Source organism: Bacillus sp. CGMCC 1.16541 (assembly GCF_003184905.1).
Classification (GTDB): domain Bacteria; phylum Bacillota; class Bacilli; order Bacillales; family Bacillaceae_H; genus Priestia.
In genome coordinates, this window is the sequence record NZ_QFRU01000004.1 from 26,933 (window position 1) to 47,066 (window position 20,134).

Genomic DNA, 20,134 nt, shown 5'->3' on the forward strand with positions numbered 1-20,134 from the left:
ACACTTTATAAAATAAATGTAGAAATAGAATGAGCTGGGATTGTCGTAGTCGTACTTCGTTCTGACATAGATAATGTAATCGTATGTGCATCATCTCGCTCATTCATCAGTACAACTACAATCGTACCGTCTTCATTTTTAAATGCTGTTGCTAAAACGTTGTCACTAGATACATTGCACAAGATACGCTTTGCACCTGGTTGAATGTATTTACTGAAATGACCAATGTAATAATACGAACTATTGTAATGAACTTGTTGTTGTTCTACATCTACAATAACAGGAGCATCACAATAATTCCCAACATGGTTTGGGCCACCTTTTTCATCTAAAACTAGATTCCAGTCAATCCAAGCTTCAAGGTAGTTGTTTAAATCTCCAATGATGTTTCGGCCGTATCGTTCACCTGTATGCCAAGCACCTAGCTTAACACCACCCTCAACACAACCTTCTGTAAAGATTAAATGTTTGTCAGGGAATGCATCGTGAACTTTTGATAAGTTCTCGAATTCTTCTGACACGTACCAATGAACACCTGTACCCCATACATACTTAGCGGCATCTTCATCGCTTAAGATGACCTTTGCTCGTTCATAGATGTTGTCTCGATTGTGATCCCATATAATCACTTTTTTATCTTCATATCCTGACTCGGCTAGAGCTGGTCCTAAATAATACTTAATGAAGTCCCTCTCATCCTCCGCTGTGTATAAACAAGAATCCCATACTTGTTTTGCTTCAGGCTCATTTTGAATGGTGACTCCCCATATGTCGATTCCCTCTTCTTCCATCGCTTTGATGTATTTCGCATAGTATTCTGCCCAAGCTAAGTGATATTCAGGTAACAGCTTTCCACCGTTATTCATTTCGTTCGTATCTTTCATCCATGGTGGCGGACTCCAAGGAGAAGCCACAATAGATAATGGCTCTCCTGCAACCCTCATCGCATCTTTTATGAACGGAATCACGAGTTTTGTTTCTCGTTCAATTGAAAAGCTAGCTAGCGACTCATCATGTTCATCTACATACGTATAATTACCAAGAGAAAAATCACAGCTATTAATATGCGTACGACCAAATCGATAACCAAGTCCCTCGGCAGGATTAAAATAACGGTTGATGACCTGATTACGCAGTTCAGGATTCACTTGAGATAATACATGAGCTGATGACTCTGTAAAAGCTCCACCAAACCCTAACATCGTTTGAAATGTTTGGTGCTCATCTAGTGTAATCACTGTTTCTCCAAGTGATGCATTCGATTGAAAAGATAGAGGCTCTTTTGCTGATAAGCGATCATCTGTGTCTTTAGCCGTTTGAATAACTTGAATCTCTTTTGTTTTCACACCGATTACCCCTTTTTACTCAACAGTTGTTGAAGGTACTTTTAAACTTCTATTCTTAATAATTTCAGCATAACGATACGCACTATCTTTCCAGATTCGTTCTTGTGAATCAAAGTCTACGTAAATGATTCCAAATCGCTTATCGTATCCAAAACTCCATTCGAAGTTATCTAGCAATGACCACAGATAATAACCTTGAATATTCATGCCTTCTTCATTTAACTCAGAAACAGCTTGTAGGTGCTTCTCCACATAGTCAACACGCTTCACATCATGTACTCGTCCATTTTCTACTTCATCATCAAACGCTGCTCCGTTTTCTGTAATATAAATTGGCAGGTCTGTATACTCGTTTCTTAAACGTCGAATTAAGTCCTTAAACTCTTCTGGTGCAATATCCCAGCCCATTCCTGTTTTTTCATAATCGGAATATGCGCCTTGATACATAAAGTCTGATGCTGCGTTAAACTCTACTAAGCCACGGCTATAAAAGTTAATCCCGAAGAAATCGCAATCAATTGAAATTAAATCCAAATCTCCTGATTGGATAAAATCGTAAGAATGTACATACTTAGAGAACAAATTCATCATATCTGTTGGATATTGCCCTTTAAACACTGGATCTAAAAACCAACGATTTGAATATCCGTCTGAATTGTTAGCAGCTAATTGATCATTTGTTGAATCTGTTTTTGCATACACTGGAGAAAGATTTAGTGTAATCCCAATTGGTGTTTTAGATTGGAACGTTTCCTTCAGTATTTGTACCACTTTCCCGTGAGATAAAAGGATGTGGTGAACCGCTTTTAATGCTTCTTCTAAATTTTGATGTCCCGGAGCATGAACACCTTGATGATAACCTAGAAATCCAGCACACCATGGCTCATTGTGTGTAATCCAAGAATCAACATATTCGTCTAATTCTTGAAAACACACTTTTGCGTAGTCGGCAAACCATTCAACTGACTCTCTATTCGTCCAGCCCCCCTCTTCATGTGCCCACATCGGAAGGTCCCAGTGATAAAGCGTAACAGCTGGCTTGATGCCTTCTTCTAACAAACGAGATGTTAATTTTTTATAGAATGCCATTCCTTCCGCATTGAACACGCCTTTTTGAGGGAATATTCTCGGCCATGCAATAGAAAAGCGGTACGTGTCTACACCTAGATTTTTAATATGCTGAATGTCTTCTTCAAATCGATGATAATGGTCACAAGCAACATCTCCATTATGTTGCTTGTATACTCTTCCTGGAATATCGCAAAACATATCCCAAATAGACGCTGTTCGTCCGCCTTCTGCATACGCTCCTTCAATTTGATAAGAAGATGTTGCCGTTCCAAATGTAAATTCTTTCGTAAATGTCATGTCTTTTCTCTCCTCTATTCTTTGATTGACCCTGCTGAAATGCTGTTAACGATATATTTAGATAGGAATAAGAATGCAACCATAATTGGCACAACCGATATCGCAATACCTAGATACATAGAACCTAAGTTTTGAGCGACTTGTGAACCTTTTAAGAAGCCCATTAAAACTGGTAACGTATATTTTTCTGGTGAGAATAAAACGACCAATGGAACGATGTAGTTGTTCCAAGATCCGATAAATGTAAAGATCGACATTGTCGCGATAGCCGGCATCATAATTGGAATCGCAACCGTGTGAAAAATTTTAAATTCACTTGCCCCATCAATTCGAGATGCTTCAATTAAACTCGGATGAAGCGTTGTTTGAATGTACTGGCGTAAAAAGAATACGACAAAGGGACTGGCAATTGCAGGTACGATTAATGGAATGTACGTGTCTAAAATACCTAAATTTTTACTTAATTCATAAAATCCAATTAACCCTAGTTGTCCTGGTACCATCATCATAATCAACATAAAGACGAACAAGAAATTCTTTCCTTTAAACGTGTAAAAGGCAAATCCATATGCTGTTAATGCTGAAAAATAACCAGATAAAACTGTCACAAGAACAGAAATAATTAAACTATTTTTAAAGCCTGCCCAAATGTTAATGTAGCTCATCATCGTTTGATAGTTTTCAACTAAAGAAGTACCCGGAAGCAACTGAAAACCTGTTAAAATTTCTTCATTCGATCGCGTTGCATTAACAATCATCATTAGAAATGGAATAAAGCAAACGATTGCCAGCAAGATAAGAAATGCATAAATCATGATCTTTACGATGCTTGGCCCCTTTTTATGAGGCTTCTCTAGTGACAATGGCACATGTTGCTTTTGATTTTTCTCGTGTTTTTCCACCGTTGCTTTTTCTAACATGGTTTACACCTTCCTTCCTTGTTTGCGTTCATTTCCATACATCCCTTTAAATACGAAGGCTGAAAAGATCAGTGTAATAACAAATAGACCGTATGCAACCGCTGATGCATAACCGTAATTGTTGTATTTAAATGCTTGGTTGTATAAGTAAAGCACCATCGTGTTTAGCGCTCCATCTGGTGAACCAATCCCATCTGTTAAAAGCATTGGTAAGTCGAATAACTGAAGACCACCAATTAATGACGTAATCATGATGTAAAGCAAGATTGGCTTTAATAAAGGAACTGTAATCTTAGTAAACGTTTGCCAACGGTTCGCACCATCAATTAACGCTGCTTCATAATAGTCTTTTGAAATCCCAGATACTCCTGCCATCACGACAATAAATGAATGTCCAAACCACATCCATGTCAAAATGAGTGATACAGAAAGTTGGGCTGAAGTTGGCTCATTCAGCCAGTTGATCGGTTCTGATATAAGCCCGATATTCATTAACACCATATTCAATGATCCATGTTGCCAATCTAGTAAAATACCAAACAATAAGGCAACAGAACTAATGGTGATCAGGTTAGGAAGATAAAAAATCGATCTAAAAAAGGCAAGTCCCTTTAGCTTGACTCTCATATCAGAAAAAATCATCGCTAACAACAACGCCAAACTCATTTGTAACGCGAAATTGACTCCCCAAATTTTCCACGTATTAAAAAATGCTTCAACGAAGTATGTATCGGTTAACAATCTCTTGTAGTTCTCTAGACCAACAACCTCTGCTACACCACTCCCTGTATAGTTAGTGAAGCTGTAGTAAAAGGTAAGCCCGACAGGATAAATACTGAATATGCCAAAAATAAGCCAGAATGGAGCAATAAAAAGGTACCCATATCGGTTTAGATTTTTCATGTTTCCGCCCTCTTTCTAAAAAGTGAATGGTTACGAGTGACCTCATGGATTTACGTCACTCGTAACACATTGTAAGAAATTATTTATTAGGTACTTTTATATCTGGATAAGCATTCTTTACTTTGCTATAAAATTCTTTAATCGCTTCTTCTTTTGATTTTTTACCTTCTACATATTGCTGTACTGCGTTTCCGTATAGCGTATCAATTTGCTGATCGTATTTTGTAACAATACCTGGTTGAATTTTTTCAGATTGCTCTAAGAAGAACTCATAGTTGTTTTGACCACCAAGAAACTCTTCGCTAAAGTCACTTTTGATTTTCTCTGTTACAGGAAGATATGATAGAACATCTCCTGTTTCTTTTGCCCAATCTGTTAAGAACTCATCATCTTGTGTCATCATTTCTACAAAATCATACGCAAGCTCTTTATTTTTTGACTTACCATATACACCTAACCAAGTACCACCCCAGAAGTAAGAAGCTGGCCCACTTGTTAATGCCCAATCTCCTACAGACTCTTTTACATTCGTTTTAAGGACACTATGTAGTCCCCAAGTTGGTAAAACATAAGAGAATACTTGTGCATCTACTTCACTACCGTTTTCTTTTACTTTAACGGACTTATCCATTGCTTCAAACCAAGATGGTGACCATTCAGGAGCTAATGCTGTATAATTTTTTGTTCTTAACTCTTTTGAATAATCCATGAAATTGATTCTCTCATCCGTTAACTGTAACTCATTATCACCGTTTACCCATGGCTGAGGGTTATCACCTTGTGCGAACCAGCGAATAGATCCTTCATCAGGGAACATTTTGTACCCTTTTTCTTTCATTTTTTCAGCCACTGCAAATACGTTTTCCATCGAATTAAGCATGCTACCTACTTCTGCTGGATCATCTGTTCCAAGTACTTCTTTTGCGATGCTACGCTTGTAGAAAATACCTCCTGGCGTTGTTTGCCATGAAACCGCTCTTACATTTCCATCTTTATCTTTTCCTAAATCAAATACATAAGGAACATACTTGTCTGCTTTCTCATCTACATTGTAAGGAGCTTCAGATAAATTCTCCCAGTATCCTGCGTCAACCCACTGCTTAATAAATGCAAGTTCCCCAGTGAATACATCAGGTGCTCCAACTCCGCTTTCAAGTACTGGTTTTAGTTTCGTTGGATAATCGGCAATTGGCACAATCGTTAATTCAACTTTCACACCATTTTTTTCTTCAAATTTTGTGATTGGTTTTTTTAACTCATCTGTAAATGACCAAACTTTCAAATCAACGTCTTTTTTACTGCCTGCTTCTTGATTACTAGAACAACCAGCTAACACACCAACTGACAATACAGCTGTCATTGCAATACTGACTAATTTCTTCATCTTTTTCTCTCCCCCTCATCTTTATCGCGTTAAGAAACCGCTTTCGATTTTACTGAAAAATGAAACAAAACGAAATCGGTTTCGAATTGCTTTAAAAAAATAATGCCTTATTTTTTTGTTTTTACTTTACTGGTTTGCATGACTCTCGAATCATTAGCTCTACAGGAATAATGTCTGATGTGATTTCCTTCTGCTTTTTCGTTATTTGATTAAATAATAACTCTGCAGCTCTCTGTCCAATCAATTCCGTATCCTGCTTAACCGTCGTTAACTTTGGAGTAATATAGCTTGCCATTTCGATATCATCAAACCCAATAATGGACATATCGTCTGGTACAGATAGGCCCTCTTCTTTCACGGCTTCTATTGCCCCGATTGCCATGTGGTCACCTGCTGTAAATACAGCTGTTGGTGGCTCACTCAAAGACAATAGCTGTTTCATTGCTTGTTTTCCTTCTTGAATGGAGAACAACCCACCATTAATCAAGTATTGTTCTGGAATAGGAAGATGTAACTTCTTCATCGCATCTGTATACCCTTTAACCCTTGCTGCTCCTGCATCTGTTTCAGGATCTCCCGCAATATGAGCAATCTTTGTGTGACCTAATGAATGCAAATAATTGACCGCTAAACTAGCTCCTAAAACATTATCAGAGTGAACAACGCTACAATTTGAATCCATCATATCAATCACAATAATCGGAAGTTGGCTGTTAATCATCTCTTGAACTTGAGCATCCTTGGAATCTGAACAGATTACAACAATCCCATCTACAGCTCGATATTGAAAATGCTCTAAGTAGCTAATATCACGATTTCGCAAGTTTCTTGAAGCAAAAATGAGATCGTATCCTTCTTTTTCCGCACATTTTCGAAAGCTTTCAATAATGGCATTGAAAAATGGATGCTTCATCCCTATTCCATTTGCCTCTGAAAACATGACACCAATTGTCCAAGACTTTTTTGTAGAAAGTGATTGAGCGTGTGCATTTGGTAAGTAGCCCATTTCTGCTGCCACTCTCAAAATTTCTTGCTTTGTCTTTTGACTAACATCGGAGTAGTTGTTAAGAGCTTTAGATACGGTAGTACTTGAAAATCCAGCTTTTTTTGCAACATCATAGATTGTAATCATTTCTTATCTCCTCTATTCCGAAAGCGCTTTCGATAAATTTATTATAGCGCAGTCATTTTACATAGGCAATATAAAATTTTTCAAATGTATAAAATTTTTCAGACTTCTTTTATGATCTATTTTGAATATTTTCAAACTAAAAACGGACTTACCACAATGGGTAAGTCCGTGTCATAATCGTATGTAGCCACCAAAGTATGTATTTGGTGGAGACGGTGGGAGTCGAACCCACGTCCAGACATATCGGCACTTAAGCTTCTACGAGTGTAGTCGGCATATTAGCAATTCGCGATCTTTTCTGCCTACCGACAGGCGTCCAAGTCGCTAGTCTGATTATTCTCTTCCTTCGTCCTCAGACGGCGAACTCCGGCGTAGTCCACTAAAAGTGAGTCCCTGATCCTACCACATGGACGATGGAGGGAGGAACCGCTTTAAACTGTTATTAAGCAGCTAAAGCGAAGTTATTGTTAGATTTGCCAGTTATTATTGGCGTTGATGTTTTTACGAGGCCATCTCCTCGACTCGCAACTCAAGCTCGAACTATCCCTGTCGAATCCGTAACGTCCCCATATAAAAGGGTTACTAGGAAAATGTTCGTTAAGCAAAAGTTAACGTTGTAACTGGCTAACAACAATTCTTATTATAGCACAAAATAGAGATTTTGCAATTGTAAGTTTCTGTAAAACTAAACCTTTTGTTGATCACGGAATGCACGCTCAATGTCACGCTTTGCTTCTTTCTTCTTCAAGTCATCACGCTTGTCATATTTCTTTTTACCCTTACCAAGCCCTAACAAAACCTTTGCAAAGCCATTTTTCAAGTAAATTTTTAAAGGTACAAGCGAATAACCAGTTTCTTTCGTATACCCAATTAGCTTGCTAATTTCACGCTTATGAAGCAGCAATTTACGTGTACGAAGCGGATCATGATTGTAGCGGTTACCTTGTTCATAAGGGCTAACATGCATGTTGTGTAAAAACACTTCGCCATTTTGAACACGAGCGAATGCATCTTTTAAATTGACTCGACCGTTACGAATCGATTTAATTTCAGTGCCTTGCAACACGATTCCTGTTTCATATGTTTCTTCAATGAAGTAATCATGATGCGCTTTTTTATTTTGCGCGATTAACTTTCCTTCACCTTTTGGCATTTGTACTTCCCCTTTCCCTACAGTTACCTTTCTTCGATAAAATGACTCAAATGGAAACGAGCAGGCCTTACTACCGTAGAGTAAGACCTCCGTTAAAAGAAACGCATTCTTTATTTTCGTTTCTTTTTACGCTTCGCTTTTGGAGCATTTTCGAAAAATCGTTTTTTCTTCTTTTTCTTTGGTTTTTCTGTTGTCCAACCGTCCACAGTGTTATCTTTCTTGCGACTCGAACCATCTTTTGATTTAGAAGAAGATTTATCTTTGTCACGTTTCTTTGTGTTAATGACAGTTGGGCGGTCTTTTGCGATACGTTTGCGGTTCTCTTTCATACCGACAATCACAAAATCAATTGAACGTTCATCTTTATTCACATCAACTACTTTTACTTCAATTTCATCTCCAATACGAAATACGTTTCCTGTGCGCTCCCCAATCATCGCATAGTGACGCTCATCATATCGATAGTAATCGTCCGTTAAGTCGCTCACGTGTACAAGACCTTCAATCGTATTGGATAATTCAACAAACATCCCAAAGTTTGTGACAGAGCTGATAATACCTTCAAACGTTTCACCGATCTTATCTGCCATAAATTCGGCTTTCTTCATATCATCTGTTTCACGCTCTGCATCCACAGCACGGCGTTCCATGTTAGAAGAATGTTCCGCAATATCTGGTAAGTCTTCTTTCCATCTTGCTTGTGTATCTGCATCAACTTTTCCTTCGATTAAGTACGTACGAATTAACCTGTGGACAATTAAGTCAGGATAACGTCGAATCGGTGATGTGAAATGTGTGTAAAACTCTGTTGATAACCCAAAGTGCCCTAAGCTTTCCGCTTCATAACGAGCTTGCTTCATGGAACGAAGCATGACCGTTGATACAACCATTTCTTCTGGATTTCCTTGCACCGCATCTAAAATATCTTGAAGAGCACGTGGATGAATGTCATTACCCGTTCCTTTTACGACATACCCAAAGTTTGTGACAAACTCTAAGAAACGATTTAGCTTCTCCGCGTTCGGCTCTTCATGGATACGATACATAAACGGCACGTTCATCCAGTGGAAATGTTCTGCTACTGTTTCATTCGCTAATAACATAAATTCTTCAATTAAACGCTCTGCTACTGAACGCTCACGTAGCTCTACATCGTAAGGATGACCTTCTTTATCCACTAATACTTTCGCTTCTTTAAAATCAAAATCAATGGCTCCACGCCCCATACGCTTCGTACGTAGGACAGATGCTAATTCACCCATTAATTCAAACATGGGGATAAGTTGTTCATATCTTGCAAGAACCTCTTCATCTTTATCCACAAGAATTTTATTCACATCTGAATAAGTCATGCGTTCCGTCGTTTTGATGACACTTTCGAAAATTTCATGCGATACCACTTCACCTTGAGCATTCACTTCCATTTCGCATGAAAGGACAAGGCGGTCTACCTGTGGATTTAATGAACAAATACCATTTGATAGACGGTGAGGAATCATTGGAATTACGCGATCGACTAAATAAATACTCGTACCACGGTCTGCCGCTTCCACATCAATTGGCGATCCTTCTGTCACATAATGAGACACATCGGCAATGTGAACGCCTAGTTTGTAGTTTCCATTCTCTAACTTCTTCACTGTCACAGCGTCATCTAAATCTTTTGCATCAGCGCCATCAATCGTGACAATGACTTCATCTCGTAAATCTCGACGACCTTTTAAATCAGCTTCACTAATCGTTTCTGGTGTGTCATTTGCTTGCTCTAACGCATCCGCAGGGAAAGCTTGAGGCAAACCATGCTTATGTATGACAGAGATAATATCCACACCTGGATCATTTTTATGGCCTAAAATGGTGACAACTTCTCCTTCAGCACTCATACGCCCTTCTGGATAACTTGTTAATTTCACAACCACTTTATGTCCATCAATTGCACCTTTAGAGGCATTTTTAGGGATAAAAATATCACTTGCAATTTTTTTATCGTCTGGAATTACAAATCCAAAGCTCTTGCTTTGTGAATAAGTCCCGACAACCTCTTGCATACCACGCTCAATAATTTTAACAATTGTTCCTTCACGGCGAGCACCTGAAGACTCTGATACGACACGAGCAAGTACAATATCACCGTGCATTGCATTATTTGTCTCCGTAGGCGGAATAAAGATATCACTTGCTTCTTTATCCTCCGGTACAACAAATGCAAATCCTTTTGCGTGACCTGTTAATTTTCCACGCACGAAATTCATTCTTTCTGGCAACCCGTAACGATTGCTGCGTGAACGCATAACAAGACCCTTCTCTTCCATTATGACAAGCGCTTTTACGAACTCTTTAAAATCAGCAGAATCTTTAATACCAAATGCCTCTTCTAATTCTTGTACCGTTAAGGGCTTATAGCTCTCTTCTTTCATAAAAGAAAGTAAACGATCGATATGTTGTTGGATTTCTTGTTCCATGAAACGCTCCCTCCTTTTCTCTACTCGTTTTCTATTAATAATGTGCTTACACCTTTATGTCTTACCAGTCTAGTGATTCAAGGAACTGATAGACATCTTCGTGTAACTGCTCTCGCTCTTTATCTAATGTAATGACATGACCCGACTCTTCATACCACTTTATATCTTTTACTAGTGATTCGACACCATTATAGATAATATTTGCACTATCTGTATTAATCATATGATCATGACGAGCTTGTACAACAAATGTTGGTGCATAAATCATATCAATGGATTCACGTACATCTGAGATTAACCCTTGAAGTGCCTTTAATGTATTCATCGGTGTTTTTTGAAACTCGTTCATTTCTTTTTCAATTTGTTCTGCTGTTTTTCCTTCTCGCTTTTTATATTCTCTTGCATATTCAAGAACACCTTTATACATCACTTCTTCACTTTTAATGTACATAGGAGCACACATAGGCACGATACCCTTTATAGGTACAGTGTAACCTAATTTTAAAGAAAATACGCCCCCTAGAGATAAACCAGCTACGGCAATACTTTCATGTCCACGATCTTTTAAGAATTGATATCCTTCCATCACATCTTTCCACCAATCTTCTGGACCTGTATGTACAAGTTCTTCCGGTGGAACACCATGACCTTTATAGTGAGGTGCATGACATGTGTACCCTTTTTTCTCTAAGAAACGACCAAGCATTCGTACATCGGCAGAATTACCTGTAAAGCCATGTAATAGTAAGACTGCTCGCTCCCCACCCTCAAATGTAAATGGTTTTGGTGTTGCAACTTTCATCACTTTCACTCCTTTAATTCTCACAACAATTTGTCACTATTTTTAGTACAGTAGAAAAACAATAAAATATCTCTTTTCTTATGTTGTAACGAAGAATGATTTTTAATCAAACGTTCGTTTAAATCTCTTTCATCTCTTCATTTACCAACGTTAGCGATTAGTTAAACAAACGTTTATTTAGCACGTAGTTGGTAAAATTTCCGGTAAATGTTCATTATATCACTATGACAAAATGAAGAGAACCAAATTACCTTCTTAATCAAAAAAGAACGTTTTCAAAAGCGACAAAAAAAGACCAGCTCCGTGAGCTCGCCTTTAGAATTTAAAGTATGATACTGCAAGGGTTAAAACGAAGAATAAAACAGATAAAACAATGGTTACTCGGTGTAATACTAAATCAATTCCACGTGCTTTTTGCTTACCAAACAATGTCTCCGCACCACCTGAGATTGCTCCAGAAAGACCCGCGCTTTTTCCTGATTGTAGTAATACAACAATAATCAATGCAATCGATACGATTACAAGTAACGTAATTAGTACTGCATGCATGCCATACACCTCCTGTAAATACGCACACTATCTTAAAATTAATTTATCATAAAATGGTGTCATGTACAAGATAGCATTAGAAATAAGCACATAAAAAGGTGGACTGCATAGAGTCCACCTCTTTATTAAACCATTAGTTTTTTACGTTGTAGAAAGATTTTAAACCATCGTACTTAGCAACTGCACCTAATTGATCTTCAATGCGAAGTAATTGGTTGTATTTTGCTACACGGTCAGTACGTGATGGAGCACCAGTCTTGATTTGACCAGCATTTAATGCAACTGCGATGTCAGCAATTGTGCTATCTTCTGTTTCACCAGAGCGGTGAGAGATAACAGCTGTATAACCAGCGCGTTTTGCCATTTCGATTGCATCAAATGTTTCAGTTAATGTACCGATTTGGTTTACTTTGATTAGGATTGAGTTAGAAATACCTTTTTCAATACCTTCAGCAAGTTTCTTCGTGTTTGTTACGAATAGATCGTCACCTACTAATTGTACTTTTGTACCGATACGCTCAGTTAAAAGTTTGTGACCATCCCAGTCATTTTCATCTAAACCGTCTTCGATAGAGATGATTGGGTATTTAGAAACAAGCTCTTCGTAGAAGTCAACCATTTCAGCAGACGTACGAACAACACCTTCGCCTTTGAAGTGGTATTTTCCGTCTTCTTTGCTGTAAAGCTCTGAAGATGCAACGTCCATTGCTAACATAACTTGCTCACCTGGTTTGTAACTAGCTTTTTCGATTGCTTCGATGATTGTTTGAAGTGCTTCTTCATTTGAACCAAGGTTTGGTGCGAAACCACCTTCGTCACCTACAGCTGTGTTGTAACCTTTAGATTTTAATACTGATTTTAAGCTATGGAAGATTTCAGCGCCCATGCGTAAAGCTTCTTTGAAGTTTTCAGCACCTACAGGCATTACCATGAATTCTTGGATATCAACGTTGTTATCAGCATGCTCTCCACCGTTGATGATGTTCATCATTGGTACTGGAAGAGTTTTTGCATTTACGCCACCAAGGTATTGGTATAAAGGCATGTCATAGTAATCTGCTGCTGCACGAGCAACTGCCATAGATACACCTAGAATTGCGTTTGCACCTAATTTACCTTTGTTTTCAGTTCCATCAAGTTCGATTAACGCTTGATCGATTACAACTTGATCAAATACATCATAACCAATGATAGCTGGAGCGATTACTTCGTTTACGTTCTCAACAGCTTTTAATACACCTTTACCAAGGTAACGATCTTTGTCACCATCGCGTAATTCTACTGCTTCGTACTCACCAGTAGATGCTCCACTTGGTACTAAAGCGCGACCCATAGCGCCTGATTCTGTATATACTTCTACTTCTACAGTTGGATTACCGCGAGAGTCTAATACTTCGCGTGCGTATACATCAACAATAATTGACATGTTAAATTCTCTCCTTTAAATGTGAAATATTTATTATTTACGAATTCGTTTTAATTGTTTCATACTCTAGAGCTGATCGAGCTTGTTTCGCTTTTCTTACTGTCTAGCTGCACAAGCTATGTCCTACGGCTGTTTCACTCCTTCCCACGAAGTCAAAAAGCGACTTCTTCTCAGGACCTCCAACATCCTATGGACATAATCGAGCTTGTTTCGCTTTTCTTACTGTCTAGCTGCGGCTTCTAGGCTTTCGGCCGTTTCACTTCTGCTATTGAAACTAAAAAGCAGTTTCCCTACCAGAAGCTCCAACGACTCTCATGCCTAAACAGTCGCCTTCGCTTTTCTTACTTAATAAGTGTTTTTCCTGTCATTTCTTTTGGTTGATCTACGTTTAGCAGTGTTAGTACTGTCGGTGCTAGGTCTCCTAGGATACCGTCTTCACGTAGTTCAACATCTTCTTTTGTAACAATGACTGGAACTGGATTAGTTGTGTGTGCTGTCATTGGTTTGCCTTCTGGTGTAAGCACTTCATCAGCGTTACCATGGTCTGCTGTGATGATGGCTGTTCCACCTTTAGCAATGATTGCGTCGACAACTTTTCCTAAACATTCGTCTACTGTTTCGACTGCCTTGATTGTTGGCTCAAGCATACCTGAATGTCCAACCATATCAGGGTTTGCAAAGTTTAAAATAATTGCATCATGCTTGTCCCCTTCGATCTCGCTTAGTAACGCGTCCGTCACTTCATAAGCGCTCATCTCTGGTTGTAAATCATAAGTAGCTACTTTTGGTGAATCGATTAGAATACGAGTTTCACCAGGGAATTCTTCTTCACGTCCACCACTCATAAAGAATGTCACGTGAGGATATTTTTCTGTTTCTGCAATACGAAGCTGCTTTAATCCATTTTGTGATAAAACTTCACCAAGTGTGTTGTCTAAGTTCACTGGTTTAAACGCAACATATCCATCAACCGTTTCACTGAAGTGTGTTAAACATACGAAATGCAAGTTTTTCGGATGCTTTTCGCCACGATCGAATGAACGGAAGTCGTCGTTTGTAAATGTATTTGAGATTTGAATTGCACGGTCAGGACGGAAGTTATAGAAAATAACTGCGTCTTCATCCTTAATTGTTGCAACTGGTGAACCGTCTTCTTTCGTCATAACAGAAGGAAGAACGAATTCATCATAGATGCCATGCCCATACGAATCATCAATTAATTCATACGCGTCTTTATACGTTGGACCTTCACCGTACACCATTGCGCGGTATGCTTTTTCAACACGTTCCCAACGCTTGTCACGGTCCATTGAGTAATAACGTCCAGAAAGAGTTGCAATCTCTCCTACACCATACTCGTCCATTTTCGCATTTAACTCGTCGATATACCCCTTAGCAGATTGTGGTGCTACATCACGGCCATCTAAGAAGCCATGCACATATACTTTGTTTACGCCATGATTTTTCGCAAGACGTAACAATGCATATAGATGCTCGATGTGACTGTGCACGCCACCATCTGATAGTAAGCCAAACAAATGAAGCGCTGTGCCTTTTTCTTTCGCATGGTTAATCGCTGCTAAGAATGTTTCGTTTTCCTCAAAGTCACCTTCGCGAATGGCAACATTAACACGTGTTAAGCTTTGATAAACGATACGACCTGCTCCAATGTTTAAATGACCTACTTCTGAGTTCCCCATTTGCCCTTCTGGTAAACCAACTGCTTCACCAGCAGCTGTTAAAGAAGTATGAGGATACTGATTCCAGTAACGATCAAAGTTTGGCTTGTTAGCCTGAGTAACCGCATTACCTTTATCTTCTTCACGTAATGCAAAACCATCTAAGATGATTAAAGCAACTGGTTGTTTACTCATTATTTACCTGCCTCCAAAAGCTGTAAGAATGACTGTGCTTCAAGGCTTGCGCCACCCACTAATGCACCGTCAATATCAGATTGTGACATGTATTCTTTAATGTTTGCTGGTTTTACACTTCCACCGTACTGAATGCGTACTGCTTCTGCAACTTCTTGTGAGAATTGCTCAGCTACAACGCTACGGATGTAAGCACAAACTTCATTTGCATCTTCAGCTGTTGAAGATTTACCTGTACCGATTGCCCAAATTGGCTCATATGCGATAACAACTTGTTTCGCTTGAGTTTCATCTAAACCTTCTAGCGCTTTTTTCACTTGACTAGCAACAACTGCTTTTGTTTGATCTTGTTCGCGCTCTTCATTTGTTTCACCACAACAAACAATTGGAGTTAATCCGTGTTTGAATGCTGAGATTGTCTTTTTGTTTACTGTTTCGTCAGTTTCTGCAAACATTTCGCGACGCTCAGAGTGACCTAAAATTACATAACTTACACCAAGGTCGTTTAACGCTACAGGACTTACTTCCCCTGTGAATGCTCCACTTTCTTGGAAGTGCATGTTTTGTGCACCAACTTTTAAATCAGTACCTTTTGTTGCTTCTACTAAACGATCTAAGAATAATGCCGGTGCACATACAACTGCATCTACACTATCAGCTGATGGCACAAGTCCTTTTACTTCTTCAACAAAGCTAGTTGCTTCAGAAAGAACTTTATGCATTTTCCAGTTACCTGCAATAATAGGTTTACGCATGATTATCATCCTTTTTATGGTTTGTATAAAAAGTGTTCTTAAGTGTGCTGTGAAGACTACAAGTCTATACTTGCATTGGTTCGTCCTACACATGTTACAAGGAGAGCTACTACAAAAAACAAACAGAAGGTGCTGTAGAAGGGACAGTAGCTAGTCCTCTTCAAATCTGTCTATTCGTTATGCCTCAGAGCTTGTTACACTTTTCTTACTGTCTAGTTCCGCAAGCTAGCTTCTACGGTCATTTCACTCCTTCCTACGAAGTCAAAGAGCGACTTCTTCTCAGGAGCTCCAATGTCCTATGAAGCTGAACGAGCTTGTTACACTTTTCTTACTTATCGTTTAATGCTGTTACTCCTGGAAGTTCTTTGCCTTCCATGAATTCTAGTGACGCTCCGCCACCTGTTGAGATATGACTCATTTTGTCAGCAAGGTTGAACTTTTCAACTGCTGCTGCAGAGTCTCCGCCACCGATTACAGAGTATGTATCAGTTGCTTCTGCTAAAGCTTCTGCTACTGCTTTTGTTCCGTTAGCAAATGTGTCTAATTCAAATACACCCATTGGCCCGTTCCAAATAACAAGCTTAGAGTTTTTAATAACATCTGCATAGATTTCACGAGTTTTCGGACCAGCGTCTAAACCTTCCCAATCGCTAGGGATGCTATCAACTGATACCACTTGTGTGTTTGCATCGTTAGAGAAATCATCTGCTACCACTACATCTACTGGCATGTAGAAGTTAACACCTTTTTCTTTTGCTTTTTCCATGAATGATTTCGCAAGGTCAATTTTATCTTCTTCAAGAAGTGACTTACCTACATCATGACCATTTGCTTTGATGAATGTATAAGCAAGACCACCACCGATGATTAAATTGTCTACTTTATCAAGTAAGTGATCAATTACACCGATTTTGTCTTTTACTTTTGCTCCACCAACGATCGCTGTAAACGGACGATCTGGATTAGATAAAGCTTTACCTAATACATCAAGCTCTTTTTCCATTAATAGACCTGCAACAGCTGGTAAGTGATGGGCGATTCCTTCTGTAGACGCATGTGCACGGTGAGCAGCACCAAATGCATCATTCACGTATACATCCGCTAGTTCAGCAAATGCTTTTGCTAGCTCAGCATCGTTCTTCTCTTCACCAGGATAGAAACGAACGTTTTCAAGAACTAATACGTCCCCTTCGTTCATGTTACTGATGATTTGTTTTACATTTTCCCCGTAAGCTTCGTCTGCTTTTGCAACGCTTTTACCAAGAAGATCTTGTAAACGCTCTGCAACTGCATTTAGACGTAACTCTTCTACTACTTGGCCTTTCGGACGTCCAAGGTGGCTCGCTAAAATTACTTTTGCACCTTGTTCTACTAAATGTTGAATAGTAGGGATAGCTGCACGAATACGAGTTTCGTCTGTTACTTTTCCATCTTTCATTGGTACGTTAAAGTCAACACGGCAAAATACTCGTTTTCCTTTTACATCGATGTCTTTTAAAGTTTGTTTGTTCATCTTCAAAAGGCCTCCTTTTTATTTGTGGAACTAAGCAATAAAGCAATATGGCTTTTGTTAAGGATAAGTTGCATCGTTCATGCTTCTTATTGGTGCCCCTGTTAGCCATAAAAAATAAATAAAGGAGGAGGGGGTTTATTCCCCACTCCCCCTTGGCAATTTCATTATAGTGGTTCTACGTTTAGATATCCAATGATAACTAAAACATAGTTCCGCTTTTCTTACTGTCTAGCTAGCCTCTACGGTCATTTCACTCCTTCCTACGAAGTCAAAGAGCGACTTCTTCTCAGGAGCTCCAATGTCCTATGAGGCTGAACGCGCTTGTTCCGCTTTCTTATAGTCCTTGAGCTGCGATGTATTCAGCTAGGTCTACTACACGGTTAGAGTATCCGCTCTCGTTGTCATACCAAGAGATAACTTTAACCATTTGACCTTCCATTACCATTGTAGATAATGCGTCGATTGTTGAAGAAGCTGCGTTACCGTTGTAGTCACCAGATACTAGTGGCTCTTCGCTGTAACCAAGGATACCTTTAAGATCGCCTTCAGCTGCTTCTTTAAGAGCTGCGTTTACATCTTCAGCTGTTACTTCAGTGTTAAGTTCAGCAACTAAGTCTACTAAAGAAACGTTTGGAGTTGGAACACGCATAGCTCCACCGTTTAATTTACCTTTTAATTCAGGTAATACTAGAGAAACTGCTTTTGCAGCACCAGTTGAAGTTGGGATGATGTTTTCAGCTGCTGCACGAGCACGACGGTAATCTTTATGAGGTAAGTCTAAGATTTGTTGGTCGTTTGTGTAAGAGTGAACAGTTGTCATCATACCACGTTTGATACCGAACTTGTCGTTTAATACTTTAGCGAATGGCGCTAAGCAGTTTGTTGTACAAGATGCATTTGAGATAACGTTGTGGTTAGCTGCATCGTATTTGTCATGGTTAACACCCATTACGATTGTGATATCTTCGTCAGTTGCTGGAGCAGAGATAATAACTTTTTTAGCACCTGCTTCTAAATGTTTCGCTGCATCTGAACGCTTTGTGAAGAAACCAGTAGATTCAACAACGATATCTACTCCAAGAGCTCCCCAAGATAATTTAGCTGGGTCACGCTCAGCAGAAACTTGAATTGTTTTACCTTCTACTACTAAGTTGTTACCGTCAACAGTAACTTCTGCATCTAATTTACCGTGTACAGAATCGTATTTTAAAAGGTGAGCTAGCATGTTAGCATCTGTTAAATCGTTGATTGCTACTACCTCTACGTTTGAATTCTTTAAAGCTGCGCGGAATACGTTACGACCGATACGACCGAAACCGTTAATACCAATTTTTACTGCCATGAGAATTTCCTCCTTGATTGTAAAAAGTGTTTTTTTAGTTTTATATAAGGGATTAATTAAAACCCCTGACTAACTCTTTTGCGGCGCCTTCATCTGTGATTAAGATTGAATCTTGCGCTTGTTGCATGAACGCTTTAATTGCTTTTGCTTTTGATGAACCACCTGCGACAGCAATAACACATTTATTGTTCTTTAAATCGTCCAGTTGTATGCCTACTGTTTTGACTTTATGAACAACTTCCCCACTTTGGTTAAAGTAGTAGCCAAATGCTTCTCCTACCGCATGACCTTCTTCAATTTTCTTCAAATCTAAAGGGGACGTTTTACGACGCTCTGCCATTGTCATAGCATCTCCTATCCCATGAACAACCATACCCGCGGACTTGATTAAATGCATCATTTCTTTGATGGACGGTTCTCCAGCAATTGACTTGTAAGCTTCATCACTTAATTGATCAGGTACATGTAGAAGACGATATTGCCCCGATGACCCTTCTGCCATTTTCGCACAAATGGTATTTGCTTGGTTTTGAACATTTTCTCCAAGTCCTCCTCGTGCTGGCACAAACAAGACATCGCGTTGTTTAGGATCTGGTGTCATCATATCAGCTACAGCAGCTAGCGTGGTTCCACCTGTAACAGCGACGATATTTTTTTTACCAATAAGTCTTTCTTTTATACATGCAACAGATGCCCTACCCATCTCTTTCTTCACCCATGATGATTCATCGCTATCTCCAGGAACGACAATCACATGTGATAAGGAAAACGCCTCTTTTAATGTTGTTTCCAATAAACGTAGTCCTGAAACTTCTTTCATCACTTCTTCTAACTTAATAAGAAGTTCTTCTCCATCATGAGTAAGCGTCATACCTGAAGAATGAATCTCAACTAAATCTTGTTCCTTTAAAAATGTCACTTCACTTCGCAACACTCGTTCTGTTAAACCTAAACTAGTAGATAGATTTCTTCGACCAATTGGTTGCATGAGACGTATGTATTGCAAGATTTGGTAACGCTTCTGCATAACAGAAAGAAGATCAGGTAATAATTTTTGTTGTACTTCTACTAAAGAGTGCATGTAAAAATCCCCTTAAGGTGTATACTAGTTGGACTTTATTTGTCCCGCATAGACATATTATGTCCCACCTTGCGTAAAAAAAATTCACCCTGCTACAAACTCATTCTAACAGGAGTGAATCAGT

Annotated in this window: 16 protein-coding genes and 1 other RNA gene; all 17 read right to left on the reverse strand. The window is 39.0% G+C overall.

Going from position 1 to position 20,134, the window contains the following annotated elements; all coding sequences use genetic code 11:
* Positions 1-5: 5 nt before the first annotated feature.
* Positions 6-1,346, reverse strand: coding sequence for a glycoside hydrolase family 30 protein (locus tag DIS06_RS06595; protein WP_110112459.1), 1,341 nt, complete (start codon positions 1,344-1,346; stop codon positions 6-8).
* A gap of 15 nt (positions 1,347-1,361) precedes the next feature.
* Positions 1,362-2,714, reverse strand: coding sequence for a GH1 family beta-glucosidase (locus DIS06_RS06600; RefSeq protein ID WP_110112460.1), 1,353 nt, complete (start codon positions 2,712-2,714; stop codon positions 1,362-1,364).
* Between the two features lie 14 nt (positions 2,715-2,728).
* Positions 2,729-3,529 (reverse strand): carbohydrate ABC transporter permease, encoded by an 801-nt coding sequence (locus DIS06_RS06605; protein WP_110112721.1) that lies wholly within the window; start codon positions 3,527-3,529, stop codon positions 2,729-2,731.
* A gap of 108 nt (positions 3,530-3,637) precedes the next feature.
* Positions 3,638-4,537 carry a carbohydrate ABC transporter permease gene (locus DIS06_RS06610; RefSeq protein WP_110112461.1) on the reverse strand — a complete coding sequence of 300 codons (900 nt, stop codon included), beginning with the start codon at positions 4,535-4,537 and terminating at the stop codon, positions 3,638-3,640.
* Between the two features lie 79 nt (positions 4,538-4,616).
* Positions 4,617-5,921: an ABC transporter substrate-binding protein gene (locus tag DIS06_RS06615; protein WP_110112462.1), complete on the reverse strand. Its 1,305-nt coding sequence runs from the start codon at positions 5,919-5,921 to the stop codon at positions 4,617-4,619.
* 121 nt (positions 5,922-6,042) lie between these two features.
* Positions 6,043-7,053 (reverse strand): LacI family DNA-binding transcriptional regulator, encoded by a 1,011-nt coding sequence (locus DIS06_RS06620; RefSeq protein WP_110112463.1) that lies wholly within the window; start codon positions 7,051-7,053, stop codon positions 6,043-6,045.
* A 204-nt stretch (positions 7,054-7,257) separates the two neighbouring features.
* Positions 7,258-7,621: a transfer-messenger RNA gene (gene ssrA, locus DIS06_RS06625) on the reverse strand.
* A gap of 117 nt (positions 7,622-7,738) precedes the next feature.
* Positions 7,739-8,206 carry an SsrA-binding protein SmpB gene (gene smpB, locus DIS06_RS06630; protein WP_110112464.1) on the reverse strand — a complete coding sequence of 156 codons (468 nt, stop codon included), beginning with the start codon at positions 8,204-8,206 and terminating at the stop codon, positions 7,739-7,741.
* A gap of 110 nt (positions 8,207-8,316) precedes the next feature.
* Positions 8,317-10,668: a ribonuclease R gene (rnr, locus tag DIS06_RS06635; RefSeq protein WP_110112465.1), complete on the reverse strand. Its 2,352-nt coding sequence runs from the start codon at positions 10,666-10,668 to the stop codon at positions 8,317-8,319.
* 61 nt (positions 10,669-10,729) lie between these two features.
* Positions 10,730-11,470 carry an alpha/beta hydrolase gene (locus DIS06_RS06640; protein ID WP_162595904.1) on the reverse strand — a complete coding sequence of 247 codons (741 nt, stop codon included), beginning with the start codon at positions 11,468-11,470 and terminating at the stop codon, positions 10,730-10,732.
* A 315-nt stretch (positions 11,471-11,785) separates the two neighbouring features.
* Entirely contained in the window at positions 11,786-12,019 is a 234-nt protein-coding gene (secG, locus tag DIS06_RS06645) for a preprotein translocase subunit SecG (protein WP_110112467.1), read from the reverse strand.
* Between the two features lie 133 nt (positions 12,020-12,152).
* Positions 12,153-13,445 carry a phosphopyruvate hydratase gene (gene eno / locus DIS06_RS06650; protein ID WP_110112468.1) on the reverse strand — a complete coding sequence of 431 codons (1,293 nt, stop codon included), beginning with the start codon at positions 13,443-13,445 and terminating at the stop codon, positions 12,153-12,155.
* Between the two features lie 341 nt (positions 13,446-13,786).
* A complete protein-coding gene (gpmI, locus tag DIS06_RS06655) occupies positions 13,787-15,319 on the reverse strand; it encodes a 2,3-bisphosphoglycerate-independent phosphoglycerate mutase (protein ID WP_110112469.1) in 1,533 nt (510 codons plus the stop codon).
* Positions 15,319-16,074 carry a triose-phosphate isomerase gene (gene tpiA / locus DIS06_RS06660; RefSeq protein ID WP_110112470.1) on the reverse strand — a complete coding sequence of 252 codons (756 nt, stop codon included), beginning with the start codon at positions 16,072-16,074 and terminating at the stop codon, positions 15,319-15,321. The genes gpmI and tpiA overlap by 1 nt, the downstream gene beginning before the upstream one ends.
* A 328-nt stretch (positions 16,075-16,402) precedes the next feature.
* Positions 16,403-17,587, reverse strand: coding sequence for a phosphoglycerate kinase (locus DIS06_RS06665; protein ID WP_110112471.1), 1,185 nt, complete (start codon positions 17,585-17,587; stop codon positions 16,403-16,405).
* A 334-nt stretch (positions 17,588-17,921) separates the two neighbouring features.
* Positions 17,922-18,929, reverse strand: coding sequence for a type I glyceraldehyde-3-phosphate dehydrogenase (gene gap / locus DIS06_RS06670; protein WP_110112472.1), 1,008 nt, complete (start codon positions 18,927-18,929; stop codon positions 17,922-17,924).
* A 52-nt stretch (positions 18,930-18,981) separates the two neighbouring features.
* Entirely contained in the window at positions 18,982-20,010 is a 1,029-nt protein-coding gene (locus DIS06_RS06675) for a sugar-binding transcriptional regulator (protein ID WP_110112473.1), read from the reverse strand.
* Positions 20,011-20,134 lie beyond the last annotated feature (124 nt).